General features: G+C 69.5%; 23 protein-coding genes and 1 pseudogene. 11 read left to right on the plus strand and 13 right to left on the minus strand.

Annotation, left to right across the window (positions count from 1 at the left end):
• Positions 1-27: 27 nt before the first annotated feature.
• The 5 genes from AB0I18_RS16140 to AB0I18_RS16160 all read right to left on the minus strand — a co-directional run bounded on the left by AB0I18_RS16140 (position 28) and on the right by AB0I18_RS16160 (position 7,270).
• Positions 28-3,201, minus strand: a complete 3,174-nt coding sequence (locus tag AB0I18_RS16140; protein WP_363106177.1) for a glycoside hydrolase — start codon at positions 3,199-3,201, stop codon at positions 28-30.
• A gap of 520 nt (positions 3,202-3,721) precedes the next feature.
• Positions 3,722-4,432 (minus strand): phosphotransferase, encoded by a 711-nt coding sequence (locus AB0I18_RS16145; RefSeq protein ID WP_363106100.1) that lies wholly within the window; start codon positions 4,430-4,432, stop codon positions 3,722-3,724.
• Positions 4,433-4,603: 171 nt separating this feature from the next.
• Entirely contained in the window at positions 4,604-5,350 is a 747-nt protein-coding gene (locus AB0I18_RS16150) for a phosphotransferase (RefSeq protein WP_363106101.1), read from the minus strand.
• Between the two features lie 217 nt (positions 5,351-5,567).
• Entirely contained in the window at positions 5,568-5,741 is a 174-nt protein-coding gene (locus AB0I18_RS16155; RefSeq protein ID WP_363106102.1) for a hypothetical protein, read from the minus strand.
• Positions 5,742-6,298: 557 nt separating this feature from the next.
• Positions 6,299-7,270, minus strand: coding sequence for an aldo/keto reductase (locus tag AB0I18_RS16160; RefSeq protein WP_363106103.1), 972 nt, complete (start codon positions 7,268-7,270; stop codon positions 6,299-6,301).
• A 148-nt stretch (positions 7,271-7,418) separates the two neighbouring features.
• Between AB0I18_RS16160 and AB0I18_RS16165 the strand changes: the two genes are divergently transcribed.
• The 3 genes from AB0I18_RS16165 to AB0I18_RS16175 all read left to right on the plus strand — a co-directional run bounded on the left by AB0I18_RS16165 (position 7,419) and on the right by AB0I18_RS16175 (position 9,713).
• Entirely contained in the window at positions 7,419-8,024 is a 606-nt protein-coding gene (locus AB0I18_RS16165) for a TetR/AcrR family transcriptional regulator (protein WP_363106104.1), read from the plus strand.
• Between the two features lie 206 nt (positions 8,025-8,230).
• Positions 8,231-8,623 (plus strand): ester cyclase, encoded by a 393-nt coding sequence (locus AB0I18_RS16170; protein WP_363106105.1) that lies wholly within the window; start codon positions 8,231-8,233, stop codon positions 8,621-8,623.
• Positions 8,616-9,713, plus strand: a complete 1,098-nt coding sequence (locus AB0I18_RS16175; protein ID WP_363106106.1) for a Gfo/Idh/MocA family oxidoreductase — start codon at positions 8,616-8,618, stop codon at positions 9,711-9,713. Before AB0I18_RS16170 ends, AB0I18_RS16175 begins: the two co-directional genes overlap by 8 nt.
• A gap of 279 nt (positions 9,714-9,992) precedes the next feature.
• On the opposite strand, the pseudogene AB0I18_RS16180 reads toward AB0I18_RS16175, so the two are convergent.
• Positions 9,993-10,511: pseudogene (locus tag AB0I18_RS16180) on the minus strand (GNAT family N-acetyltransferase); the annotation flags it as partial.
• A gap of 263 nt (positions 10,512-10,774) precedes the next feature.
• On the opposite strand from AB0I18_RS16180, the gene AB0I18_RS16185 reads away from it, so the two are divergent.
• Both AB0I18_RS16185 and AB0I18_RS16190 read left to right on the plus strand, forming a co-directional pair.
• Positions 10,775-11,560 (plus strand): cyclase family protein, encoded by a 786-nt coding sequence (locus AB0I18_RS16185; protein ID WP_363106107.1) that lies wholly within the window; start codon positions 10,775-10,777, stop codon positions 11,558-11,560.
• A 23-nt stretch (positions 11,561-11,583) separates the two neighbouring features.
• Positions 11,584-13,224 (plus strand): thiamine pyrophosphate-binding protein, encoded by a 1,641-nt coding sequence (locus AB0I18_RS16190; RefSeq protein WP_363106178.1) that lies wholly within the window; start codon positions 11,584-11,586, stop codon positions 13,222-13,224.
• A gap of 109 nt (positions 13,225-13,333) precedes the next feature.
• Here AB0I18_RS16190 and AB0I18_RS16195 read toward each other — a convergent pair whose 3' ends face one another.
• From AB0I18_RS16195 to AB0I18_RS16210, 4 genes are all read right to left on the minus strand, one after another.
• Positions 13,334-14,041, minus strand: a complete 708-nt coding sequence (locus AB0I18_RS16195) for a 2-phosphosulfolactate phosphatase (RefSeq protein ID WP_363106108.1) — start codon at positions 14,039-14,041, stop codon at positions 13,334-13,336.
• A 163-nt stretch (positions 14,042-14,204) separates the two neighbouring features.
• Positions 14,205-14,672 (minus strand): NUDIX domain-containing protein, encoded by a 468-nt coding sequence (locus AB0I18_RS16200; protein WP_363106109.1) that lies wholly within the window; start codon positions 14,670-14,672, stop codon positions 14,205-14,207.
• Positions 14,669-15,118 (minus strand): hypothetical protein, encoded by a 450-nt coding sequence (locus tag AB0I18_RS16205; protein WP_363106110.1) that lies wholly within the window; start codon positions 15,116-15,118, stop codon positions 14,669-14,671. Before AB0I18_RS16205 ends, AB0I18_RS16200 begins: the two co-directional genes overlap by 4 nt.
• Before the next feature lie 32 nt (positions 15,119-15,150).
• On the minus strand, positions 15,151-16,098 hold the full coding sequence (locus AB0I18_RS16210) for a LysR substrate-binding domain-containing protein (RefSeq protein WP_363106111.1): 948 nt from the start codon (positions 16,096-16,098) through the stop codon (positions 15,151-15,153).
• 223 nt (positions 16,099-16,321) lie between these two features.
• Between AB0I18_RS16210 and AB0I18_RS16215 the strand changes: the two genes are divergently transcribed.
• The 4 genes from AB0I18_RS16215 (at position 16,322) to AB0I18_RS16230 (ending at position 20,838) form a co-directional block, all read left to right on the plus strand.
• Positions 16,322-17,497, plus strand: a complete 1,176-nt coding sequence (locus tag AB0I18_RS16215) for an FAD-binding oxidoreductase (protein ID WP_363106112.1) — start codon at positions 16,322-16,324, stop codon at positions 17,495-17,497.
• A gap of 65 nt (positions 17,498-17,562) precedes the next feature.
• Positions 17,563-18,975, plus strand: coding sequence for a VOC family protein (locus tag AB0I18_RS16220; RefSeq protein ID WP_363106113.1), 1,413 nt, complete (start codon positions 17,563-17,565; stop codon positions 18,973-18,975).
• A gap of 26 nt (positions 18,976-19,001) precedes the next feature.
• Positions 19,002-20,531, plus strand: coding sequence for an aldehyde dehydrogenase family protein (locus AB0I18_RS16225; protein WP_363106114.1), 1,530 nt, complete (start codon positions 19,002-19,004; stop codon positions 20,529-20,531).
• 70 nt (positions 20,532-20,601) lie between these two features.
• Complete coding sequence (locus tag AB0I18_RS16230) at positions 20,602-20,838, plus strand: hypothetical protein (RefSeq protein ID WP_363106115.1); 237 nt, start codon at positions 20,602-20,604, stop codon at positions 20,836-20,838.
• A gap of 275 nt (positions 20,839-21,113) precedes the next feature.
• Here the strand turns inward: AB0I18_RS16230 and AB0I18_RS16235 are convergent, their stop codons facing one another.
• The gene (locus AB0I18_RS16235) at positions 21,114-21,260 is read right to left on the minus strand and encodes a hypothetical protein (protein WP_363106116.1); all 147 of its coding nucleotides are present in this window, start codon (positions 21,258-21,260) and stop codon (positions 21,114-21,116) included.
• A gap of 277 nt (positions 21,261-21,537) precedes the next feature.
• On the opposite strand from AB0I18_RS16235, the gene AB0I18_RS16240 reads away from it, so the two are divergent.
• Complete coding sequence (locus tag AB0I18_RS16240; RefSeq protein WP_363106117.1) at positions 21,538-21,780, plus strand: DUF5302 domain-containing protein; 243 nt, start codon at positions 21,538-21,540, stop codon at positions 21,778-21,780.
• 15 nt (positions 21,781-21,795) lie between these two features.
• On the opposite strand, the gene AB0I18_RS16245 is transcribed toward AB0I18_RS16240, so the two are convergent.
• Together AB0I18_RS16245 and AB0I18_RS16250 are read right to left on the minus strand one after the other, a co-directional pair.
• Positions 21,796-22,818 carry a YncE family protein gene (locus AB0I18_RS16245; protein WP_363106118.1) on the minus strand — a complete coding sequence of 341 codons (1,023 nt, stop codon included), beginning with the start codon at positions 22,816-22,818 and terminating at the stop codon, positions 21,796-21,798.
• A 275-nt stretch (positions 22,819-23,093) separates the two neighbouring features.
• The gene (locus tag AB0I18_RS16250; protein WP_363106119.1) at positions 23,094-23,654 is read right to left on the minus strand and encodes a snapalysin family zinc-dependent metalloprotease; all 561 of its coding nucleotides are present in this window, start codon (positions 23,652-23,654) and stop codon (positions 23,094-23,096) included.
• Between the two features lie 414 nt (positions 23,655-24,068).
• On the opposite strand from AB0I18_RS16250, the gene AB0I18_RS16255 reads away from it, so the two are divergent.
• Positions 24,069-24,458 (plus strand): VOC family protein, encoded by a 390-nt coding sequence (locus AB0I18_RS16255; protein WP_363106120.1) that lies wholly within the window; start codon positions 24,069-24,071, stop codon positions 24,456-24,458.
• The last annotated feature ends 150 nt before the right edge of the window (positions 24,459-24,608 follow it).

Consider the following 24,608-nt stretch of genomic DNA (forward strand, 5'->3'; position numbering starts at 1 on the left):
TCGCTCCCTCCCCGACGGCGTCTTCTCTCAGCGCCGCACGAGTTCGATCCGGTACTCGCGCGTCTTGGACCCGTCCTCACCGGTTACGGAGACGACGGCCGTCGTGCGACCGGACTCGTCGGTCCTGTCGACCGTCACGGCCGCGTAGGGGTCCCGAGCCGTCGCCGTGACCGTGCTCCGGTTCGGGCGGTCGGTGACGACCCGGTAGTCCGTCGTGTCCGGGTCGAACGACGGGACCGGCACGCCGTCCACCGCGAGCGACGTGGCGGCGGCGTCGGAGGAGACGCCGGGGGTCTTGGCGTACACCTCGATCTCGCCCAGGGTGATGTAGCTGTTCTGGCGTGCGGTCATGACCACCCGCACCTCGGTCGCCGGTCCCGCGTCCAGTGGGACGTCGACCACCGGTGTGCCCTCGGTCCCTACGGTGATCTCGTCACTCGCGTCGACCCACGCACCGCCGGCGGCGGGCCGTACCTGCACCTTGAGGCTCGCGGGGAAGGAGGCGGTGCTCCCGTCCCGGTGGAAGTGGGCCACGATCCGGTTCAGGTCGCGCGCGGCCGGCAGCGTGAAGGTGATGGAGTCGGACGGGTTCTTGGTGCCCGACTTCCAGTTGGACCAGGCCTTCTCGGACAGGGTGCCGTTGCGCAGCCGCTCAGCGGAGTAGCCGTTTTCGGTGAACGTGGCGCCGACCGAGACATCGTCGTCGCGCGCGATGTTGGTCTGAGCCGGTGCGGTGACCTGCACACGCGCGGTGGCGTCGGCCGTTGTGCCGTCGACGATCTGCGCGGCGCCGTGCAGGGTCACCACCCCGGCCTTGTCGAACGCCCCGTCAGGTGCCGCCTCCCACGTCACCGGAAGATCGGCTCTGCCGCCGTTCCTGCCCACACCCACGACGGTGGCCGGCAGCTCCGGCTTCCCACCCGTGTAGGTCTTGGCGCGACCGGAGAGGGTCGACGCGATTGTGTCGACGGTGACCACCGCCTTCGCGGGGATCTTCCGCCCCAGCGGATCCGTCGCCTGGCCCTTGACGTGTACCGTCCCGGCGTCGCGCCACTTCCGGTCCGGCGGAAGAGTCCACACCACGGGCAGGGCGCCCCGCGCGCCGTCCCGGAACACCGGCGTCACCGTCTCGGGGAGTTCCGGCGCCAGCCCGGGGACGGTGAACGCCTGGGCCGTCTCGGTGCGCAGCACCGTCTCGTCGGTCACGGCCCAGCGTTGGTTCGCCGCCGAGGTCGGGGTGTACGTGGACACCTTGGCGCCGTCCGTGGAGGACTGCCCGGTGACGTCGATCAGCCGGCCGGTGGCGGCGTTGACGAACGTCCACGTGTTGTCGCCGGTCGTCGACATGATCCACTGTGTGGCGGCGTCCTTGGCCCCGCTGCCCTCCGGGGTTTCGAGGACGGCCTGGTTGTCGCGTACCGCGAGTCGCTTGCCGGTCGTGGCGTTGGTGACGGTGTAGCGCTCGCGGTTGTCGGTGCCGCGGGTCAACTGCTCGACGGACCACAGCTGTTCGGCCGCGCCGGGATCGGTCGTGCGGATGACGACCGAACTCCCGTCGTCGGAGGGAGCCAGCGACTTGCCACTCTGTGCACCCTGCAGCCGGTAGACATGGTCCGGCCGCACCAGGGCGGCGTCCTTCGCCACGCCGCTGACCCCCTCGACCAGGAAGGTCGTGACGGACTTCGCGGGGACGGACAGCGTGGCCGACCGGTCGGAGACCCGGACCGGCGTACCCCGGACGAGCGCGCCGTCGGCGCTCGTCACCACGGGGGTCACGGATGCCTTGTGCCGCACCTTGCCGAAGCGGGAGAGATCGAGCGTCACGGCGCGCGCGGACGTGCCGCTGTTCACGTGCACCACGGTCGCCGCGTTGCCGGACTTCTTCAGTGCGGCGACGCTGGACGGATCGTCGACCTTCACGAAGTGATCGCCGGGACGGATGTGGTGGGTGAAGTTCCGGATGGTGTGGAACTTCGAGTTGGTCTTGATCGGGCAGGTTTCGAGCGTGTCCTTGGCCGTGCAGTTGAACGGGACGTGGATGCTGCCCCAGTTCTTGCCCGCCGCGGCCTGGGGTATGGCGTCCTCGACGGGTTGCCAGAACACCCAGGCGGAGGGCTCCAGTTCGCGCATGTCGTCGACCATGCGGCCGGCGATCCCGAGGCCGGGTTCCATGCTGGTGAAGTCGGTGCCCGTGCCCCAGGTGCCCTCGACCTCGCTCATCCAGAGTTTCTGGTCGGCGCCCTTGGCGATGTCGCGCGCGCTGGTGCGCATACCCGTGCCGTAGGTGTGGACGTTGAGCTGGTCGACAGCGGCGCGTGCCGGGGCGCCGTAAGCGTTCCAGTTCTGGGTGAAGATGCTGGGGTTGGTCTCGTCCATCGCGGAGATCTTGGCGCGTGTGCCGGGTTCGGCGTCGAGCGCCTTGCGGAGCGCGAGGACCACTTTCTGCTGGAGTTCGGGCCCGGCGTGCGCGCCCTCCTGCCGACCGCCCGTGGGCTGGCCGTCCGCTCCCAGCTGGGTGCCCCAGTAGGGCGTGTTGGGCTCGTTGAGCGGGGCTATGGTGTCGAACTTGATGCGGTGCTTCTTCTCCAACTCCTCGGTCACGCGCGCGAGGTAGGTGGCGAACTCGTCGACCCGGTCCGTACGGATCTGATCCGCGCCTGCGTCGAAGCCTCCGGAGACGTACCCGCTGACCGTCTGGAACCACGGCGGCGAGTTGCTGAACGCCTCCCAACGGGTGACCTTCTTCTTGACCTGGTCCACCCACCAGCGCTGGTTGGCGTCGGCCTTCCAGTCCCAGTGGTCGGGGTTCTCGGGGTCCCACCAGTCCTGGTCCTGCTGGGTGGTTCCGGCGGGGGCCTTCCAGAAGCCCTCCATGGTCGCGCCCGGCTTCATGTAGTCCTTGCGGACGTCGGGGGCGTTGCCGCCGCCGATGTTGTACCGGGCGATGTTGAGGCCGAGACCGTCTTTGCCGAACAGCATGTCGACGAGCTGTCTGCGGATGGGGTCCGGGTAGCCGCCGGTGGCGTTGGCGAACCAGACGAGGCTCGTACCCCACCCCTCGAACTCCTGCTGCTGGTAGGAGGGGTCGATCCGCACCGTCACCGCGCTCTGCGGCGGTGGATCCGCGGCGGCGGCGACGGGAGCGGCGATGAGACCCGCGCCGAGGACCAGGGGAACCGTTGGCGCCAACACCCGGACCATGCGATGTCTGCTGGACAAAGCACTTCCTTCCACAACACAGAGGCGAACAGAACCGACCAGAATCAATCGAGCTGAAGGCATGGTTGATGGCGAAAATGAACACGTCAAGACATTGCGCAGACTCCGGCCCATTCGGGGTTCGACCGGACCGCCTCATCGGGCGGGAGCGGATCGCCGGACGCCGCAACGGCGGGTCTGGTGGGGCACGGGCGGGGTTGCGGAAAGGCCGGCAACCACTCCGTCCGGGGTCACCACGGTGTCTCCGTTCGGGCGCAGGGCCGGCCGCTGCACATTCGGGTGGAAACGACCTGTCTCCGACTCGGACAGATCATCGGCGGCGATCCGATCCACTGTTCGGACCCGCTCGCCACGGCACACGTTCCACACGTCACACCACTCCAGCGGACGTGACCGTCACGATTCACGCGTCGCCGACACGTGACGCGACTGGTTCCCGTGTCGGCTGCCTCTGAGGGGCCTCACGATCAAGAGGGTCAGCGGCCATGTCCGGGGCGGCAGATCACGCGAGCGATTTATCCGCCATGACACGTTCCAAGGATCGTTGCCCCATCCGACTCATGGCCGGGTTGCTTTCGACGTAGTACCAGACCAACCCCATCGCTTGAACGAAAGCCCACGCCTTGCCTCGCTCCCATTCAAGGTCGTCGCTACCCAGGTGATCACGGAGCACCTGTCGCGGCCCAGCGTCGAGTAAATGCCACGCACTCACAAGATCCAGCGAAGGGTCAGCCGGCCCGAAGCCTCCGACGTCGAGAATCCCCGCAAGCCGACCGGCGGACACGAGCACGTTGCCAGGAATCAGATCGCAATGGGCCATGGCGTCCTCAGCCGCACCTCGCGGCAGGTCACGCAAAGTTGCCCAGATGCGGCGAAGTGCGGGGACATCCAGGAGCTGCTCACTGTGTCTGAAGCAGGTCTCCATCCACGTGTCATGGGATTGCAGGTCGCCTCCTCGACCTGTGCCGGCAAACGTGCGGCCACGCGTGTCCATCGCGCGCAGGTCGCCGATGAGATCGGCCAAGTCGCGGGCGAACGCGGACGATTCGCCCGGGTCCTCGTCGGCGGCCACGATGCCCGGCAGCCACGTCTGCACCGACCACGGAAGCGGGTAGCCCGCACCGGGTTCACCCAGCGCGACCGGCTCGGGAGTGGGGAAATGCGTGCGACCCACCAACTCGCGAGCCGCTTCCATTTCGGACTTCAGCCACATTGCCCGGCGCGGCACCGAGCACGGCTCCGGCCTGGGTGTGTACCGCTGGGTCGTGAAAGGAGCGATCCCGCACTTTGCCGGGAGTAAGGGCAGGCGATGCGCTTCAAGACGTGGGCCTGCTCGATGTGTCAGTAGGCACTCATAACTCATAGCAGTCGGGCCCGCGCAGCCTCACATCCGGGATCTCAGTACGTCGATCTCACAGCCCGGCGCGGCGGGGTCGAAGCCGTGCTCGATCAGCCAGCGAACCGCCAGCAGACTTCGCAACGACCACCACGCGTGGATCACGTCGAGGTCGATGTCGGTGCCATAGCCGGCGATGACGTCATCGAGGTGCTCCTCGTGTCCGAGCGTGAAGGTGGCGAGGTCGTACAGGGCATCACCCTGGCCCGCCTCGGACCAGTCGATGATGCCGGTGACCTCGTCGCCGTCGACGAAGACGTGCGCGATCTGCAGGTCGCCGTGCGTGAACGCCGGAGTCCAAGGTCGGAGCGCGGCCTCGGCGACCTTGCGGTTGCGGGTGACCAGGTCGGTGGGAAGGACGCGGTTCGTCACGAGCAGCTCGCACTCGGCGTCGAGTTCCGCCGCCAGCGCGACAATGCCCCGACCGGCCCGGCCCGGCCGGGGCGGCGGGGGCGCTTTGTGCAGCTTTCGGATGGCGGCGCCCGCCGCGGCCCACGCCGCCGGCGACCCGGTCGACGGCCCGCCGAGGCGCCCGAGCGTCGTCCCCGGGAGTGCGGTGAGCGCGAGCACGGGCGGCTTGCGCCACAGGACCTCCGGGGTCGGGACCGGCGCCAGGGCCATCGCCTCGACCTCGACGTCGATGCGCGTCTGATCGGCGTCCACCTTCAGGAACACGTCGCCGACGCGCAGGGTCGCGCGCTCGGAGTGGGCGACGACGACTTTGACCTCATCCATGGGCGACCAGTATCCCGGGGATGGTCGCGGACGTCGCCGGGTTTATCGCGTGCGATCACGCGGCTGACTGCGTCCCGCTACCCGGCGGCCTCCTGCGCGACACCGACAGCCTTGCAGCTCTGCCACTTCGACGGTGGGCACGCCGCGTTCACCTGCAAGCGGTCAACTCAACTGCCGCCGGGGGACCGCCAGTTACGCCCCGTCGGCGCCCGCCTCCCTACGCCTGGGAGCGTGCGGCGAACCTGCCGTCAGGACGCTTGTGCAGCCAGCCGCGGTCGGCGAGCTCGGTCATCTTCGCCCGCAACGGTTCCAGCTTCCCGCGCACCGTCACCTCAAGGCCCAGCTCCTCGCCGACGGCCCTGACCTGCACCGGGCCTTCGGCAGCCCGCACGATCGCCAGGATCTTGCGGTAGTCAGCGGGCAGCGCGGCTCATCGCCCGTCCCGCCGCGGTGCGGGATCAGCAAAACCGCCCGTCCCGCTACCCGGGCCGCCGTCGGGGCGGCGGCCGCGGCGGCCGCCGCCACAGCCCGGCCCTGTTCGGCCAGCCGGTGCAGGACCTGCTCGGAGATCACCAACTCCTCCCGCTAGGCCTGGACCTCCGCCAGCTGCTTGGCCAACTCCTCGGCGAGCGTGTCCAGTTCATTCCGGCGAGCCGTGATCCGCTCCAGCTCCAACATCCCCACGCCCTCCCCGCGCTCTCCCGGCGCCGGCCCGGTCAGGGATCGCAGGAGGGGCACGGCGGTCGGCGCAACAGAACCCGACAACAGCCCTGGCGACAGGGCAGACGATCTTCACCATGGACACCCGCCGACGACCAGCGCGAGTACCCCGCCCGCCCCGCACACCAGACCCGTGACCTGCGTACTTCATGTTGCACAGTCTCGTGGGGAATGCGGCACTCTTCGCCCGGATGTCGACCCGCGGTGTGCGTGGTGGTACGTCTTCGATCAGCGGTCGATGGCGGCCATGTTGTCCGCGTCGTAGCGCTCGCCGGAGGCCCGGGGCAGGTCGTTCAGGCGGGCGACGTGGCCGGGGGTGAGCTCGATGTGGTCGGCGGCGGCGTTCTCCTCCAGCCGGGCGACTCGCTTGGTGCCGGGGATGGGCGCGATGTCGTCACCCTGGGCGAGCAGCCAGGCCAAGGAGACCTGCGCGGGCGTGGTGTCGATCTCGGCGGCTACGGCCCGGACCTCGTCGACGATTCGCAGGTTGCGTTCCAGGTTGCCGTCGGCGAAGCGGTGGTTGGTGCGGCGCCAGTCGTCGGTGTCAAGATCGTTCAGGGAGCGGATGCTGCCGGTCAGGAAGCCGCGGCCAAGCGGGGAGTACGGCACGAAGCCGATACCCAGTTCGCGCAGGACGGGCAGGACCTCGCCCTCCGGATCGCGGGTCCACAGGGAGTATTCGGACTGGACCGCGGTGACCGGATGCACGGCGTGAGCGCGGCGGATCGTGGCGGGGCCGGCCTCCGACAGGCCGATGTGGCGGATCTTGCCTTCGGCCACCAGTTCGGCCAGCGCGCCAACGGTCTCTTCGATGGGCGTGCCGGGGTCCACCCGGTGCTGGTAGCAGAGGTCGATGTGGTCGGTACCCAGGCGCTTCAGTGATCCCTCCACGGCCAGGCGGATGTTGGCCGGGGTGCTGTCCGGAGCCGTGCCACCGGTGTGGGAGATCAGTCCGAACTTGGTCGCCAGCACGACCTCGTCCCGGCGCCCCTGCACGGCCCGGCCGACCAGCCCCTCGTTGATGAAGGGGCCGTACCCCTCAGCGGTGTCGATATGGGTGATCCCGAGGTCCAGAGCGCGGTGGATCGTGCGGATCGACTCGTCGTCGAACTGGCCGGCGCCGGTGTAGAACGCCGACATTCCCATGGCTCCGAGACCGATGTGCGAGACCTTGAGGCTGCCGAGCGAAACGGTTTTCATGGCGCGGACTTCCCTTCCCATCAATTAAGTACCGGGCGGTGCAGAACTCTAGCACATCAAGACCGACCGGTACTGAACTGCGTTCGCCGCCTGAGGAGGATGAAACCGCTGGTCAACGTAGATCTGTACCGAGAGGTACGCTTGCGGGATGGGTGACTCCCGTAGGGCCGTCATGGGTCGGCCTCGAGAATTCGACATCGACCAGGCGCTGGAACGTGCGATGCGGGTGTTCTGGGCCCGGGGGTACGAAGGTGCAAGCCTCGCTGAACTGACCGGCGCCATGGGGATCACCAAGACGAGCATGTACGCGGCCTTCGGCAACAAGGAGCAGTTGTTCCGCAAGGCCCTCCAGCGCTACGGCGCGGGGCCGGCCGCCTATGCCACGCGCGCCCTGGAGGAGCCCACCGCACGGGCTGTGGCCTTGGCGTTCCTCCGCGGAGCGGTCCGCACCACGACCCCGCCCGGCGGCCCCGCCGGGTGTCTGACCGTGCAGGGTGCGCTGGCGTCGAGCGACGAGAGCCGGACCGTCCACGACCTGCTCGTCGACTGGCGCAACGACGCGGGGGTCCGCCTTGAGGAGCGCTTCCGGCGTGCCGTCAACGAAGGTGATCTTCCGCGCAACGCCGACCCTCGGCGTCTTGCCCGGTTCATCATGACGATGGGTTTCGGCATCGCAGTGCAGGCCGCCAACGGCCTCGGTCCTGCTGAGCTCGATGAGATCGTCGACACGGCATTGCTCGGCTGGCCTGCATAGCCGGCTGCACCCCTTCGCTCGCCCCGGTGAGACCTTCCCCTCGCATGAGGGCCGTGACGGTGCGGCAAAACTTCTGTACCGTGCGGGACAGAAGTGTCGAGCAGTGGTTCCTCCCCCCCCTGCCGACGATCACCGCGACGAAACCGTCAAGGGCCGTCGCGAAACACCGAGCATGACCTCCGCTCCGGAGGCCGAAGAAGGAGATCATGTCCGACACCGACCTGCGCGAGTTCTACCTGCGCTACATCGGGGCGCTCAACGCCCACGAGATCTCCCGCATGGACGAGTTCATCAACGACGAGACCACCCTGAACGGCGAGCCGGGCACTCGGGACCAGGTCATCGCTGTGCTGAACGGCGCCATCGACGCGGTCCCGGACTTCCACTGGGAGCCCCGGGAGATCGCGGTCGATGGTGATCGCCTGGCCGCCCGTCTGACCAACACGGGCACGCCCGCCAAGGAGTGGCTCGGCGTGGCTCCCACCGGCGCCTCGTTCGAGATCGTCGAGTACGCCATCTATCAGGTTCGTGACGGGCGGTTCGTGCACATGACGGCCCTGCACGACGCCGAGACCCTGAGGCGGCAACTCGGTGCCTGACCCCCGTAAGCCGATCGGCGTCGGCATCGTCGGCCTGAGCGCCACGGGAGGCTGGGCGGCCGCGGCTCACCTGCCCGCGCTGAGAGCCGTCGACGGGATCGAGCTTCGCGCGCTGGCGGCGAGCTCCGAAGCCTCGGCCCAGGCCGCGGGAGCGGCGTATGGCGTACCCGCGTACACGTCGGTCGAGCAGCTCGCCGGCGACGAGAACGTCGACCTCGTTGTTGTCGCCGTCAAAGTGCCCCAGCACCGCGAACTCGTGTTGCCCGTGCTGAAGGCGGGAGTGCCGGTGCTCTCCGAGTGGCCGCTCGCCGTCGACCTGCGCGAGGCCGAGGAGATGGAGCGTGCCGCCGGGACGACGCGCACCTTCGTCGGTCTTCAGGGACGCTCCTCGCCTACCTTCCGCTGGCTGGCCGACCTCGTGTCCGAAGGATTCGTGGGGGAAGTGCTCTCCGCCACCGTCGTGGCGTCTTCGACCGAATGGGGCACTCCGGTGTCTTCGAACATGGTCTACACGCTCGACCGCAAGCTCGGGGCCACGATGCTGACCATCGCGTTCGGACACGCGATCGACCTGGTGTCGATGGTCGTCGGCGAGCTTCAGGAAGTGGTCGCTACGACCGCGACCCGGCGCCGCCAGGTTCCCCTCGGGCGCACCGGGCAGGTCGTTCCGATGACCGCCGAGGACCAGATCGCGATCTCGGGCACCGTGGCGGGCGGGGCGATCCTGTCCGTCCACCACCGTGGAGGCGCGGCATCGGGTGCAGGGTTCTCTCTGATCATCGACGGCACGGAGGGGAGACTTGAGATTACGGCCGCCGAGTTCCCGCACGTCGGTCCAGTCACGGTGCGTGGCACACGCGGCGGCGGTCGGCTTACGAAGGTCACGCTGCCCAGCGGCTACGACGACTGTCCCGGCCTGGCCGGGACAGTGATCCACACGCTGGTGCACGCCTACGCCGCGATTCGGGACGACCTTGTCCACGGAACGGCTGTCGCCCCGGACTTCACCCACGCCGTCAAGCGCCACCGACTCCTTGACGCGATCGTACGGTCCGCCGCCACAGGCCAACGAAAAGCCCTCCATCCTTAGGCGCGCAGCCAGTCGATTTCGACACTGTCCGACATCACTTCGCCACATCGGCCCCTGCCGTGTGTGCCGGCATACTCGGCCGCACGCTGACCGATCGAGAGCGGACACGAGCGAGCGTGGTGTTCGGCGCAGCAGAACCCGACAACGGCCCTGGCGACAGGTCGGACGATCTTCACCATGGGCACCCGCCGACGACCAGCGCGAGTATCCCGCCCGCCCCGCACACCAGACCCGTGACCTGCGTACTTCATGTTGCACAGATCTCTGTCGGCGCAGTACCGCGATCGAGGCCGTGTTGCCGGGCAGGACGAACGCGAAGACCGCGAGGACGGCGGGGAGCGAGAGGCGAAACGCCAGGTCCAGGCACGCACGGCCCGCCTCGCCGCCGATCCCACGGCCTTGGGCCCGTGGGTGCACGGCGAAACCTGGGTCGACTCCGTGCTCGGCGCGATTACGCAGTCCCACCCGGCCGAGAAACGCGTGCGTTGCGGCATCCCTGACCGCAAAGTCGCCGTAGCCGTGGCTGGTCCAGTGGGCGACGTGATCGTCGCACATGGCCCTGGCCGCAGACCGACTGTCCGCCCGGCCGGTCGCCAGCCATCGCATGACGCCGTCCTGGCTGACCACGGCCTCAAAGAGATCGTCGCTGTCCCTACGGCGGATCGCCTCCATCACAAGCCGCTGGGCGCGCAGCACGGGTCCACTCAAGTGGGGCGGATCGCTGGGGCAAGGGAGTTGAAGCATGGTCGCCGCGGGTTTGCGTCCTGTGAGGCAACGCCTCCGCGCATTCCCGCCCATCGCGGACCGTCGTACGGGGAATGCATCAGGGCCTTTCCGGCATCGGACTTCCGAATGAGCCGGGCATTCTGCGCACTCGGCAGGAGCGGAAGGTCCCGCCTCTTCATCGCATCAGTCGACGGTGAGGCGCGGTGGTCCAAGGTGAAAGCGTGGTTCAAGGTGAAAGCCGACCCGTTGTGTGGCGAGTGGTCGATTCATTCGTCTGAGCGGGCGTCATATCAGGCTGTCATGCTGTCAGTTCCGCACTGCCGCAGGAGGCCCTCATGCCCGAGCCGTCCGTCCTCGCCTCGCTGGTGTCCGCGTTGCGGGGTGGGTCGATCGAAGTCGTCGACCTCACGTCGCCCTTGTCGTCGTCGACCCCCGTGATCCAACTGCCGCCGGAGTTCGGCCAGACGGCGGTGTTCGAACTGGACGAGATCAGCAGGTACGACAACCGCGGGCCGGCCTGGTACTGGAACAACTTCCGCAGCGGCGAGCACACCGGTACCCACTTCGACGCCCCGAACCACTGGGTGACCGGGAAGGACCTCGCCGACGTGGCGTCCGTGCCGGCGCGTCGGCTGATCGCACCGGCCGCCGTGCTGGACTTCACCGCGGAAGCGGCAAAGAACCCGGACTTCCTGGTGGAAGTGGATCACGTGAAGGCGTGGGAGGCCGAGCACGGGCCCCTGCCCGACGGCGGCTGGCTGTTGCTGCGCACCGGCTGGGACTCCCGTTCGCACGCGCAGGAGACGTTCCTCAACGCGGACGAGAACGGCCCGCACACTCCTGGTCTGTCACCGGAATGCGCCCGCTGGGTGGCCCAGGAGGCGCCGGTGATCGGCCTCGGCGTCGAGACGGTGGGCACCGACGCCGGACGGGCGCACTCGTTCGACCCGGTCTTCCCCTGCCACTCCTATCTCATGGGCAGTGACAAGTACGGGCTGACCCAACTGCAGAACCTGGCGTCACTGCCGGCGACCGGCTCCGTGGTTATCGCGGGCCCGCTGCCCATCGTCACCGGGTCCGGGGCCCCCGCACGCGTGCTCGCGCTGGTGGAGCACCGATGAAGGTCGCGGAAGCCGGAATGCCCATGAAGGTCGCGGAGGCCGTCGGACGGGCGCTGTCGGCGGCTGGGGTCGGCCAGGTCTTCGGCGTGGTCGGATCCGGCAACTTCCATCTCACCAACGCCATGGTCGCGGCGGGTTCACGGTTCGTCGCCGCCCGCCACGAAGGCGGCGCGGCGACCATGGCCGACGCCTACGCACGCATGAGCGGCTCGGTGGCAGCGCTCAGCGTGCACCAGGGTCCCGGCCTGACGAACGCCATGACCGGCATCGCCGAGGCGGCCAAGAGCCGCACACCGCTGCTCGTACTGGCCGCCGAGGTGACCGAACCGAGGTCCAACTTCCACGTCGACCAAGACGCGTTGGCGCGATCGGTGGGCGCGGTGACGGCCCGCGTGACATCGGCGCAGGACGCCGTCGCGCAGGCCTGCGCCGCGCTGCGACGGGCGGTGCACGAACGACGTACCGTCCTGCTCAACCTCCCGCTGGACGTACAGGTCCTCGACGCACCCGACGGCGGGCCGGCCCTGGTCGAACCGGCGCCCCAACTCGTCGCGGTCGAACCGGAGTCGGCCGACGTGGAGGCCCTGGTACAGGCGCTGGAGCAGTCCCGTCGGCCGGTCTTCGTCGCCGGCCGCGGAGCGCGCTCGCCCGGCTGCCGGGACGCCGTGGCGGCGCTCGCCGAACGCCACGGCGCGCTGCTGGCGACCTCGGCCGTCGCCCGCGGCCTGTTCCACGGCAACCCGTGGTCGCTCGACGTGTCCGGCGGCTTCGCATCCCCCCTGGCCGCCGAGCTCATCCAGGGAGCCGATCTGATCGTGGGCTGGGGCTGCTCGCTGAACATGTGGACCATGCGGCACGGTCGCCTGATCGGCCCGGACACCACCGTCGTACAGGTCGACGACGACACGTCGGCGCTCGGCGCCCACCGGGAGGTGCACCTCGGCGTCACCGGCGACACGGAACTCACGGCGCGCCACGCGCTCGAAGCGGGTGGCGGGAATCGGCAGGGCTACCGGACCGCTGACATCGGGGCGGCCATCGCCGCACGCGTGCACTGGCGGGATGTGCCGTACGAGGACACCAGCAGCCGTGAGCGGATCGACCCGCGAACCCTGAGCATCGCGCTCGACGACATCCTCCCCGTGGAGCGGGTGATCGGCGTGGACTCCGGCAACTTCATGGGCTATCCGAGCACATACCTGTCGGTGCCGGACGAGAACGGCTTCTGTTTCACCCAGGCGTTCCAGTCGATCGGCCTGGGCCTGGCGACCGCGATCGGCGCGGCCCTGGCGCGGCCCGACCGGCTTGCGGTGGCCGCGCTCGGGGACGGCGGCGCGATGATGGGCGCCGCCGAACTCGACACGGTACGCAGACTCGGGCTGCCGATGGTGGTCGTCGTGTACAACGACGACGCCTATGGAGCGGAGGTGCACCACTTCGGCCCCGACGGACATCCGCTCGACACCGTCCGGTTCCCGCCGACGGACATCGCCGCCGTGGCGCGCGGCTACGGCTTCGAAGCGGTGACCGTCCGCACACGTACGGACCTGAAAGCCGCCGAGGACTGGCTCGCCGGGCCGCGATCGACTCCGTTGCTCATCGACGCCAAGGTGGTCGCCGACCGCGGGGCCTGGTGGCTTGAGGAGGCGTTCCGCGGACATTGAGCCCTGGGGCGGCGCATGAAGGCAGGGCCCTGTGGTGATGTGGGTGTGCCGAGGTCAAGGAGCGGTTCGGAAGCCCTGTTGCATGGTGAGGATTGGACCTCACCAGTGATCAGATCGAGGCGTCGTCGGCCGGAGAAGGGGCAGAAGAGGTGCGGGGACGGAGGACCATCAGTGAGCCTTCCAAGCTCGCCACCATGGCAAAGGGGAACCGGTCGACCTCAAGGCAGAGTGCAACGTCATCGGGATGGACTCCTTGACGGACGCCCTCCGCCAGTTCGGCGGCGGCACGGGACTCGGCAGCGCGGCGGAGGAACTCTGCAGGGTCCGTCCCGGCTTCGGTGGCCGTCCGAGCGATGTACTGAGCACACGCCAGATCTTCTTCGGCCTGCCCATCGTCGCCGGTGACCACGAAGGTGACGCTGTCACTCCTGCGTGTCCGCAAGAGCTGAGCCGTTGCCTCCGCCACCACGAAGCTGGCGCACAGCACCAGCGAAGCCTCCTTGACTGCGAGGGCGCCCACTGTCCCTGCCGTGGTCTTCTGCACAACGGTCCGTCCGCCAAGGTCCATAGACCGCAGCAGGCCCGGCGAGTTGACGGTGTCGAACCCGGGCGCGAACGGACCGTCTTTGAGCGCTACCCAGTCCGGGTGGCGGGTTTTGAGCGCCAGGGCTTCGTCGAGCGACTCGGCAAGAACGATCTTTTCCGCCCCCTGGGCAAAGGCCCAGGCAGCCACGGTGAAAGCACGCATGACGTCGACCACGACCGCCACGGGCGGGACTTCGACCAGATCAGTGATGCCGAGGAAGCGAGTGTCCATTCCGATCATGATCCCGCATGCCCGGCCCGAAGCACCCCGGAGAGTGGTGCGCATCACATCGCCGCTCTCGCGTTGCTGGACGAGCAGGGCAACGACGAGACGACCATCACCCAGATCACCCGAGTGGCCGACGTCTACCAGCGCACCCCCTTCCGCGACTTCGCTACCAAGGAGACCTTCTCGGCGGCAACCATGTGGTCCAGCGCGGATCGATGTGGCCCAGCCATGCGTCTTGACCGTCGGCCAGCGGCTGCTTCAGGGGGAGGGGGAGGAACCGGCACGCGAAGGTGAGTCCGGCGTCGTCTCCGTCGCCGGTGACGTGGTGGTCCCACGCATCGGGGGTGTCCGCTCCTACCCGGAGGAAGAAGAAGCTGGTTCGTAGTGGCTGACCCGTGTCGGGATGGGGCTTGTCCTCCACGGTGATCTGCCGGACCACCGTGGCTGTCAGCAGGCCGGTCTCCTCGGCGATCTCCCGAAGGACCGCTTCTTCCAGTCCTTCGCCTGTTCTGACTCCTCCCGCGGGGACTTGGGTGCCGGCCTCCGGCAGGCCGATGTGGTCGAACACCAGAACTTCGGGGACGGCGCGATGCCGGATCACGTAGGCGGCGACACGGATTCTGGGTCGGGTCATCCCAGCATTGTCAGGCGGTCGAGCACGTCATCACGCGCATCACCGCCCAGGAGCACGACGAACTGTCCCCAACACCGAACGACGCCGGGGCAAGCCGCGACGAAAAGGAGAGGACTGCCGATGCGGGCTGACAACTCGGCGCACCTGGCCGAAGCCGCACAACAGCGAGCTCTCCCGCCCGCATCGAGCGTGTCCACGCCGTTCTGGACGCACACTGGGCGGCGATCGGCCGCGACCCCGCCGAGATCACCCGCTCCGCGCAGATCGTCGTCGACTACGCCGACCCCGCCGCCACCCGCGCCCACGTCCGCGCACCCGCTGCCGCCGGCATCCGGCACGTCGTGCTCGCGCTGCCCCGCCCCTGTCCGGACAAGGCCGCCCGCCGGCTCGTCGACGAGCTTGTCGCCTCTGTCCGGGAAAACGGCGCCTGACGGTATCTCCGCCACTCGGCCGCGCACCGCCCCCTGCCCGACAGGATTCAGCCGGGGGTCTGTTGCCGCCGGGCCTCCGGCCCGGCCCGGTTGTCGCGCCGGGGTTCGGCCACCGCCCGCAGAACGTCGACCAGCGCCGCCACCGAGGGCCGGCCCTCGGCAGAGGCGCGGAACACCACGACGATGTGCCGCTCGATCGTCTCGCGCAGTCGCACCACGTCGAACTGCGAGGCACGCAGCCTGAGCATCAGATCCGTCACCGTGCTCACGCCGATGCCCGCCTCGACCAGCGCCAGGGTCGCCGCGGTATCGGTCACCTCGTGGCGTACGTCGGGCTCGATGCCCGCCCGCCGACAGGCGGTGCGCACGGCACGGCCGTAGTAACTGCCGGGTGACGGCAGAATCCACCCCAGATCCCCTGTCTCGGTCAGCGAGAGCTCCGCCCGTCCGGCCATCGACCCGGTTGGCACCGCCAGGGAGAACCGCTCCCGGTACAACTGCGCCACCCGCAGGGCCGGATCACGGGGAATGGGCACATCGGGGTAGTCCAGACCGAGCGCCAGGTCCACGCCTCCGGAGGCGACGGCGTCGTACACCTCGTCCACGTCCATGTCCCGGCTGTGCACGGCCAGCCCCGGATGAACCACGCGCACCCGCCGCAGCGCCATCGGCAGGATCTCGGCGGCAGCCGTGGCGAACAGGCCGACCCGCAGCATGCCGGAGACCTCGCCCCGGCTGCGCTCCAGTGCCTCCACGGCCTCGGCCTCCGTGGACAGGATCCGCTCGGCATGGTGGGCGAGCGTCATCCCCGCGTCGGTCAATTCCACCCGCCGCCCCACCCGCCGCAGCAGCGCCATCCCCGTGGCTTTCTCCAAAGACGCAATCTGCTGGGAGACCCCGCCGGGGGTGTACCCCAGGGCCTGCGCCACCGCGGTGATGGTGCCGCGCCGGGTCAGCTCGACCAGGGAGCGCAGCTGCGAACTCGTCCAGTCCATATAGGGAATCTAAGAGATGAGGCGCAGGAACTGTTCATGGACGTCAACGGTTGGGGTGCGTCACGATGATGGGCAGCCAGCTGATCAGCGTCTCTCGACCGACGGGATGCACCGACGGAACTCGCCGACGGAACTCACTGACGGACTCACTGACGGCCCAAGCCGCGTCCCGAACGGACGCCCCCTTCGGCTCAGGCGTCGGCCTCTGGAAGGGATCGGCCTCGTGTCCTCCTCATCCACCTTCCGCACCGTCCCGCAGGCCGCCGATGCCGTGATCATCGGGGGTGGCGTGATGGGTACGAGCATCGCGTTCCACCTGGCCGAGGCCGGCGTGAACGACATCGTCGTGGTCGAGCGCGGCGAACTGGGCTGCGGCAGTTCGGGCAAGCCGATCGGCGGCGTGCGCGCCCAGTTCTCCGACCCGCTCAACATCGAACTCGGCAGCCGCAGTCTCCGCGCCTACCAGGACTTTCCGTACCGCCCCGGTGCCGACATCCGCCTCGACAGCGTCGGCTACCTGTTCCTGCTCACCAGCGACCGGCAGGCCGCCGCCTTCGGGAACAGCGTCAGGATCCAGAACAGCCTGGACGTCCCCAGCCGCGTGATCACCCCCGACGAGGCCCGCCGGCTGTGCCCGTACATCAGCACCGAGGGACTCGTGGCCGCGGTCTACTCACCCACCGACGGACACGCCCGCCCGGCCCTGGTCGTCCACGGATACGCCACCGCGGCGGCCCGAGCGGGTGTCAGGTTCGCCACGCACACCGGCGTCACCGGCATCGACACCCTCGGCGACCGCGTCGCCACCGTGCACACCGATCACGGCCCCATCTCCTGCTCCACTGTGATCTGCGCGGCGGGCGCCTGGTCGGGGCAGATCGGAGCCATGGCCGGTATCGAGCTGCCCGTACGGCCGGTGCGCCGCCAACTCGCCTTCACCGAGCCGCTGGCGCCCCCGGTGCCCCGTATCCCGTTCACGATCGATTTCTCGTCGTCGGCCTACTTCCACAACAGCGACGACGGGCTGCTGTTCGGCCTGGCCGACCCCGACCAGCCGGACGGCTTCGACACCACCTGGACGTCGGAGTGGCTCGAACTCTTCCGGAACGTCGTACGGCACCGTGCCCCCGCCCTGGCCGACATGGAGACGGCCGACGGCTGGGCAGGGCTCTACGAGGTCACCCCGGACCACAACGCGCTGATCGGACGCTCCGCCGAACTGCCCGGCTTCCTCTACGCCACCGGATTCTCCGGCCACGGCTTCCTGCAGGCCCCGGCGGTCGGCGAGATCGTGCGCGACCTGTACCGGGGCCGCGAGCCGTTCATCGACATCTCCCCGCTCAGCGCCGACCGCTTCCGAACCGGGGCCGACAGCCGTCCCGAAGCCCACGTGGTGTGAATCCCCGTGCGGCGACAGCCCGAACGACCGCCCATGGAACGCCCGTTGGAAAGGCAGCCCCGTCGATGATCAGTCAGTGGCAACTGCGCGCCGCCTTCGCCGCGCGCCTCTCGGACATGTACGGGCGGGAGGTCCCCGCCTACACCACGCTCGTGGACGTCTCGCGCGAGGTCAACGAGGACGTCCTGCGCACACAGGGCGCCGACGCCGAACGGCTCGGCTCCATCAGCCGGGTGACCGCGGAACGCCACGGCGCCATCCGCGTCGGCACCCCGCAGGAGCTGCGGCAGGTCGCCGGCGTCTTCGGCGCCCTGGGCATGCACCCGGTCGGCTTCTACGACCTGCGGGAGGCCGCCTCCAGCGCGGTGCCCGTCGTGTCCACCGCGTTCCGTCCCGTCGACGGCGAGGAACTGGCCCGCAATCCCTTCCGCGTCTTCACATCCATGCTCACCCCCGCGGACCCGCGGTTCTTCGACGCCGACCTGCGCTCACGTCTGGAGACGTTCCTCGCCGGCCGTGAACTGTTCCCGACGGAGCTGCTCGCCCTGGCCGAGCGGGCCGGGGCGGACCGGGAACTACCGGACGCCGAGGCCGAGCGGTTCCTCCAACTCGCCGTGGAAGCCTTCGAGTTGTCCAGCGAGCCGATCGACAGGACCTGGTACGAGACCCTGGAGAAGGTCTCCGCCGTCGCCGCGGACATCGGCGGCGTACGCAGCACCCACATCAACCACCTCACCCCGCGCGTGCTGGACATCGACGAGCTCTACCGGCGCATGACCGAACGCGGCATCGAGATGATCGACACCATTCAGGGCCCTCCCAGGTGGAAGGGCCCCGACCTGCTGCTGCGCCAGACGTCCTTCCGGGCGCTGGCCGAACCCCGCGCCCTGCGCGCCCCGGACGGCAGCGTGACCAGGGGGGCCCTGCGCGTACGGTTCGGCGAGGTCGAAGCCCGCGGTATCGCCCTCACCCGCGACGGCCGGGCCCTCTACGACCGACTGCTCACCCTCGTCGACGAGCAGGCAGACCGCCACCCCGGCGCAGCCTGGCCCGAACTCGCGCGCACCCTGTGGGCGGAGCACGTCCCCGGCACCGAACGCGACCTCGCCGCCCAGGGGTTGGGGTACTTCACCTACCACGTGGTGCCCGACCGGCCGCGGGACGGCAGCCACCCGCCCACCGCCGTCCGCGACTTGGTGGAACGGGGCTGGGTACGGGCCGAGCCCATCGTCTACGAGGACTTCCTGCCCCGCTCGGCGGCCGGCATCTTCCAGTCCAACCTCAGCGGCGAGGGCGCCAGGAACAACGACCGACAGGGCGCCGCCTACGACAGCGCATGGCTCTCCGGCGCCATCGGCCGCGAGGTCCTCGACCCCTACGCCCTGTACGAGCGGCAGCAGAACCGCTCCCTCGCGCAGGTCGCCCGGGAACTGGAACTCGACGGCGTGCTCGGCCGATCCGCCGACCCGACCTCCTGACCCCTCACCACCCTCAAGGGAGCATCATGACCAGCACCGCCCTGCCCACCACCAACGACCTGCGCACCCGTGCCCGCGGGTGCCTGGAGCGCGTCGGCGCGACCGTCCCGGACGGCACCGACTTCCACGCCCGTACGCCCCTCACCGGCGAGGACCTCTTCGGCCTGGCCGCCGCGAGTGCCGCCGACACCGAGGAAGCCGTCGCCGTCACCCGGGAGGCGTTCCTCACCTGGCGCACCACACCGGCCCCGCGCCGCGGCGAACTCCTGCGCCGGCTGGGCGAGTTGCTGCGCGATCACCAGAGCGACCTGGCCGACCTCATCACCATCGAAGCGGGCAAGATCCGCTCGGAGGCACTCGGCGAGGTCCAGGAGATGATCGACATCTGTGACTTCGCGGTCGGCCTGTCCCGGCAGCTCTACGGCCGCACCATCGCCTCCGAGCGCCCCGGCCACCGCCTCGCCGAGACCTGGCACCCACTCGGCGTCGTCGGCGTCATCTCCGCGTTCAACTTCCCCGCCGCCGTGTGGTCGTGGAACACCGCCGTCGCCCTCGCCTGCGGCGACACCGTGATCTGGAAGCCCTCGGAACTCACTCCGCTGATCTCCCTGGCCTGTGACCGGCTGCTGGCCCAGGCCGCCGAGGACGTCGGCGCCCCCGGCGACGTACACCGTCTGCTGCTCGGCGACCGCACCATCGGCGAGCAGCTCGTGGACGACCCGCGCGTAGCCCTCGTCAGCGCCACCGGATCCACCCGCATGGGCCGCGAGGTCGGCCCCCGCGTCGCGGCCCGCTTCGGACGCAGCCTGCTGGAACTCGGTGGCAACAACGCCGCGATCGTCACCCCCTCCGCCGACCTCGACCTCGCCGTCCAGGGCATCGTCTTCGCCGCCGCCGGCACCGCGGGACAACGCTGCACCACCCTGCGCCGCCTCATCGTCCACCGCGACATCGCCGACACCCTCGTCGCCCGGTTGACCGCCGCGTACACCAAACTCCCCATCGGAGACCCGTTCGACGAGAACACCCTCGTCGGGCCGCTCATCTCCGCCCAGGCCCTCGACGCCATGCAGGACGCCACCGCCCGGGTCCAGGCGCTGGGCGGGAAGGTCCTCGCAGGCGGCAACCGGCGTATGGCGGACGTCGCGCCCCAGGCCGCGTACGTCGAGCCGGTCATCGTCCGCGTCGACGAACAGAGCGATGTGGTGCGGGAGGAGACCTTCGCCCCCATCCTCTACGTCCTGACGTACGACACCCTCGAAGAGGCCATCGCCCTGCACAACGACGTCCCGCAGGGCCTGTCCTCCAGCATCTTCACCCGCGACCAGCAGGAGGCCGAACTCTTCCTCTCCTCCGAGGGCTCCGACTGCGGCATCGCCAATGTCAACATCGGCACCTCCGGAGCGGAGATCGGCGGCGCCTTCGGCGGTGAGAAGGAGACCGGCGGCGGCCGTGAGTCGGGCTCGGACGCCTGGCGTGCCTACATGCGCCCGGCCACCAACACCATCAACTACTCCGGCCGGCTCGCCCTCGCCCAGAACGTCAGCTTCCTCTGAGCGGGCTCGCTCTGCGGTGTGGGTCGGTGCGGGCCCTGGCGGGACCGGCCGGTGGTGGAGATGCCGGTGGTTGAGATCCACCGACAGGACGAAGCCGTTCGCGACGGAGTTGCGCATCTCCTCGGCGAGCCGGCCGATGAGAGCGGCCGAGCAGGGCGAAGGCGCGAAGCCGTTCCGGCGGAGGGCCGAGGTCGGCGAGCGTGGCGCCGCAGACCCCGGCGCAGTTGAGTGGCGGCGTCCTGCCCAGCACATGGAGTTCGGCCTGGCCGGCCGCCTCGTCGGCCGGGTGGCCGTTCGCCGGCGTTGACAGCGCGTCGTGCGGGAACCGGCCGCAGTCCTCGGCCATACCGAGGAAGCGGGAGCCGCCGCCGAGGCGCCCGGCGGCAAGCATGGCTTGGAACCCCCAGGTCTCCCCGGGGGCCGGGCGGCGCCGGGTGACCAGCCGGCACACCGGCTCGCCGAATCCCACCGCACCCGTCACATCGGCCGCGAGATCCTGCCCGAGCAGGGTGACGCCGTCCGGAGAGCACGCACCGAGTGCGGTCGGCTGACTTCTCTACCGCGGTTGCCGGCGGACCGACGTCAGCGTCGGCCGCGCAGCTTGCCCAGCAGCCGCTGGGCCTGGGCCCGTCGCCGCGGATCGGCGGAGGCGCGACGCACCTGTTCAATGGTGCGCCGGCCTTGCGGGCTCCTGATGAACCGCTTGATCTTTTCTACTATTCCGGGCACGACTCTTCTCCTGACGACGAGGGCGGTGAGCGGATCCGTGCACAGTCCCGTATACCCCGCTGCAGTGGAGTGGGTGCCTGCCGACGCACCGCGCGTGAACCCCGAGCTCAAGCAGGCTGGGCCGGGGTGCAGCACCTTTGTGCCCAAACACTACGTCGGGCGGGCATGAGCGGAAAGTTTCCGCGGACGCGCGCCCGGACCCGGGGGACCAACTGATGGCGGACCCCGTGGTCCATGACAAGCTGTACTTCCCACTGCCCGAACCCAGGAGGTCACCATGACCGCAGAGTCTGCACCGCAAGAAGGTTCGGAACCGACCGACGTCGAGGAGCCCGCGCCGGCAACCGACGACGACGGTCAGGATGACTTGAAGCGCAAGTTTCGGGAGGCACTGGAGCGCAAGCGGGGCAAACAGGCGGACGCAGCCGCACAAGCCGGGAACACCGACGCGTCGAAGATCCGCGGTACGCACGGCCCGGCTGCGAGTCAGCGGTCGTTCCGGCGCAAGAGCGGCGGCTGAGCCCGCGGCACAGCCTCACGAGGCGGCGGGCAGCAGCACCGAGGAGTCCGGCTCCAGCTGGGTGGCGAAGCCGCCGACGACGGCGAGCCGGTCCAGATCGACGACGGCGATCCGGTTGGTACCCAGCAGAGACACGTACGCCAGTGGCCTGCCGGGGTGAAGTGACACGGCGGACGGGGTCCCGTCGAGCCGAAGGGAGCGGACCGGCCGCAGGTCCGTGCTGAATACGGAGAGGGTGTTGGCGACGATGTCCGTCACCAACAGCCGCTCGTCGTCGACGGCGTAGACCCGCAACGGGTCTCCGCCCACCTTCCGGCTCCGCTCCACCTTCATGGTGCGCGCGTCCACGGCGACCAGGGAGGAGCTCTTGCGGGCTCCGACGAACAGCGTCTTCTCGTCCCGGCTCAGACAACTGCTCTCGGGCAGTTGGCCGGGCGTCACCAGGAGCGGTGGGACGGCGGCGTCGTGGGGGCGCACGAGGCTCACCGTGTGCGACAACAACCCGGTGACGTAGGCGCGTTCGCCATCCCGGCTGAGCGTGAACAGATGCGTCTTGAGCCCGTGTGCGGGGACCGCCCTGGTCGGCGCCTGGTCGGTGGACGGGGCGTCGAAACCGAGCAGTACCGCCTTTTCCTCGCTCAGGGCGTACAGCCGGTCGTCGCGGTCGATGCCCATGCCGTGGATGCGGTTGAACGGCCGGGTGTCGATGGTCCGGGCCAGGGACCGCTCGGCGAGGTCGATCACGAAGACCGCGGCGCCGCCTTCACCGACGACGGAGGACATGCGCACGCCGTAGTGTCCGACATAGGCGAACCGGCCGCGCGAGTCGACGACCATCTCATGCGGGTAATCGGGCAGCCGGACAGTCCGCAGGCGCTGCCCCGTCGCGGCGTTGTAGAAGCTGACCGCGTGGCTGCCCTTCTCCACCACTACGAGTACGTCGGCCTCGGCCGCCCGCGGAGCCCCGGCAGCCGGCGTGGTCAGCCCGCTCGCCAACGTCCCGGCCCCCGCCGCCTTGATCACCGTGCGACGCGTCACCACAGTCCCTCACCTCGATCTCTCGACAGCCCTTCTCGTCGGCGCGGGCCCGCAGCCGTCGCGCCCAGGGATGAGCGTGCTCGACAAGGGGCTGTGGCGTCCAGAGTTTCGGTAGTGCCGAGGGAGGGTGCGGCTTGAAGTGTGTGAGGAGGCGTGGAAGGGCCGGCGGCCGGAGGTGTTGCCGGGGCGGCGCGCGGCTGCGGCGACCGGCGGCGACGGCGGGCTCACGATCGGCGTCGGTGCGGGGACGGCGCATCCCCGCACACGCGCGTGAGTCAGTCCACGATCACGTTGCGTACAGCCCCCGTCGGGCGGGTGAGCGCGGCGCCGAAGTTGCCCTCGACTTCCGTTGTCTCGGCCGCGTTCGGGTACGGGTTCTTGCACGAGACGCCCGCGCTCGAACCGGACATCAGGCTGGTGCAGGGGCCGGGCTTACGGTCCGGCAGGCCGAGGATGTGACCGAGTTCGTGCGCCGAGATCCGGACCGTGTCGTAACCCTGGTCGACGGCCTGTCGCCCGATGTAGACCGTTCCGTTGCCGAGTGAGGTGGTCACCGCTCGTGGCCAGCCGTTGTCGGCCAGGACCCGGATGTTGGCGCGCTGCCCTGAGGCTGCCGGGCGCAGTTCGACACCGTCCACGCTCTCGTTCCAGATGGCGGCGCCCAGATCGACGGCGGCCTTGAACTCCGCCGACGCGCCGGCGTCATAGGTGACGACGCGGGCTGCGAGCAGCTGACCGTCCGAGCTCGCCGCGGCCGCGTAGGCCTGGCCGCCGGTGAGGGTGAGAGCCGCTGTGAGAGCGGCGGTCAGGGCAGGGACGAACTTTCGTGAGTACATGGTCGACCTTCCGTGGGGGAAAGATAGGCATGCTCATGCCACACTGCCGGGCTCCTTGCCCACGTCCCATGGGCGCCAATCCGTCAATCGGCACCGTCTCCGTCTCTCCCTCCCGTCCAGCCCGCTCAACCGCCCCTGCAACACCGGCGGTTACCAGGCCCGCCACCGGCCACCGTCCCGCACCACACTGGAGGACCGCCCTGACACGGACAACTCGTGGTTGAGTTGAGGGAAGGGATGGCTGTGCGGGCAACCGGCGGCACCGGTCCGTCGACGTCGGCAAGGCCGGGACGGATCGCTCGCTGCCGGGCCCCGATGGTGGGCTGTCACATCACATGCGGCTCACCTCACCGTCGAACGCCGCGGTCCGTGTGTGGCCTTGGCGGACTCGCCAACGCACTGGGAGGTCTCGATATGACCAGTAAGTTCACCGAGCTTGCGATCGACTGTGCCGATCCCGGCGGTCTCGCTCGGTTCTGGTGCTCGGTCCTTGGCTACGAGGTGCAGGGCGAAGGCGACGGAATCGTCTCGATCGGCTCTCCTCTGCTGCCTGAGGGCAAGAACCGCCTCGGCCCAGTGCCGCCGACGTTGACATTCGCGCTCGTGCCCGAGGGCAAGACCATCAAGAACAGGCTCCACATCGACGTCAACCCAACCGACAGGGAGCAGGACGAAGAGGTGCGTCGCCTGCTCGGCCTGGGTGCTCGACACGCCGACGTCGGTCAAACGGGCGAGGAGAGCTGGGTCACCCTCGCCGACCCGGAGGGGAACGAGTTCTGCGTCCTTGCGAGTCGCCGCCCCTGAGCGGAGGCCGCACACCGCGCCAGGCCTACTTCCGGTCGCCTGCCACGCGAGTGAGGTGGCGGCCTCTCCCGACCACACCGCGATCAACCACCACAGTGTTGACTGGCAGCTCACCACCGTGCTGCGGCACCTCCCGTGACAGAGAGACCA

It is taken from the genome of Streptomyces sp. NPDC050704, assembly GCF_040654355.1.
Lineage (GTDB): Bacteria > Actinomycetota > Actinomycetes > Streptomycetales > Streptomycetaceae > Streptomyces.

Coding starts and splice junctions, on each gene's coding strand:
- AB0I18_RS16220 (WP_363106113.1), top strand. CDS start 17,563: ATGATCAGTCAGTGGCAACTGCGCGCCGCCTTCGCCGCGCGCCTCTCG.
- AB0I18_RS16190 (WP_363106178.1), top strand. CDS start 11,584: ATGAAGGTCGCGGAGGCCGTCGGACGGGCGCTGTCGGCGGCTGGGGTC.
- AB0I18_RS16140 (WP_363106177.1), bottom strand. CDS start 3,201: ATGGTCCGGGTGTTGGCGCCAACGGTTCCCCTGGTCCTCGGCGCGGGT.
- AB0I18_RS16160 (WP_363106103.1), bottom strand. CDS start 7,270: ATGAAAACCGTTTCGCTCGGCAGCCTCAAGGTCTCGCACATCGGTCTC.
- AB0I18_RS16150 (WP_363106101.1), bottom strand. CDS start 5,350: ATGGATGAGGTCAAAGTCGTCGTCGCCCACTCCGAGCGCGCGACCCTG.
- AB0I18_RS16145 (WP_363106100.1), bottom strand. CDS start 4,432: ATGTGGCTGAAGTCCGAAATGGAAGCGGCTCGCGAGTTGGTGGGTCGC.
- AB0I18_RS16225 (WP_363106114.1), top strand. CDS start 19,002: ATGACCAGCACCGCCCTGCCCACCACCAACGACCTGCGCACCCGTGCC.
- AB0I18_RS16185 (WP_363106107.1), top strand. CDS start 10,775: ATGCCCGAGCCGTCCGTCCTCGCCTCGCTGGTGTCCGCGTTGCGGGGT.
- AB0I18_RS16210 (WP_363106111.1), bottom strand. CDS start 16,098: ATGGACTGGACGAGTTCGCAGCTGCGCTCCCTGGTCGAGCTGACCCGG.
- AB0I18_RS16165 (WP_363106104.1), top strand. CDS start 7,419: ATGGGTGACTCCCGTAGGGCCGTCATGGGTCGGCCTCGAGAATTCGAC.
- AB0I18_RS16250 (WP_363106119.1), bottom strand. CDS start 23,654: ATGTACTCACGAAAGTTCGTCCCTGCCCTGACCGCCGCTCTCACAGCG.
- AB0I18_RS16170 (WP_363106105.1), top strand. CDS start 8,231: ATGTCCGACACCGACCTGCGCGAGTTCTACCTGCGCTACATCGGGGCG.
- AB0I18_RS16240 (WP_363106117.1), top strand. CDS start 21,538: ATGACCGCAGAGTCTGCACCGCAAGAAGGTTCGGAACCGACCGACGTC.
- AB0I18_RS16255 (WP_363106120.1), top strand. CDS start 24,069: ATGACCAGTAAGTTCACCGAGCTTGCGATCGACTGTGCCGATCCCGGC.
- AB0I18_RS16200 (WP_363106109.1), bottom strand. CDS start 14,672: ATGACCCGACCCAGAATCCGTGTCGCCGCCTACGTGATCCGGCATCGC.
- AB0I18_RS16195 (WP_363106108.1), bottom strand. CDS start 14,041: ATGGACACTCGCTTCCTCGGCATCACTGATCTGGTCGAAGTCCCGCCC.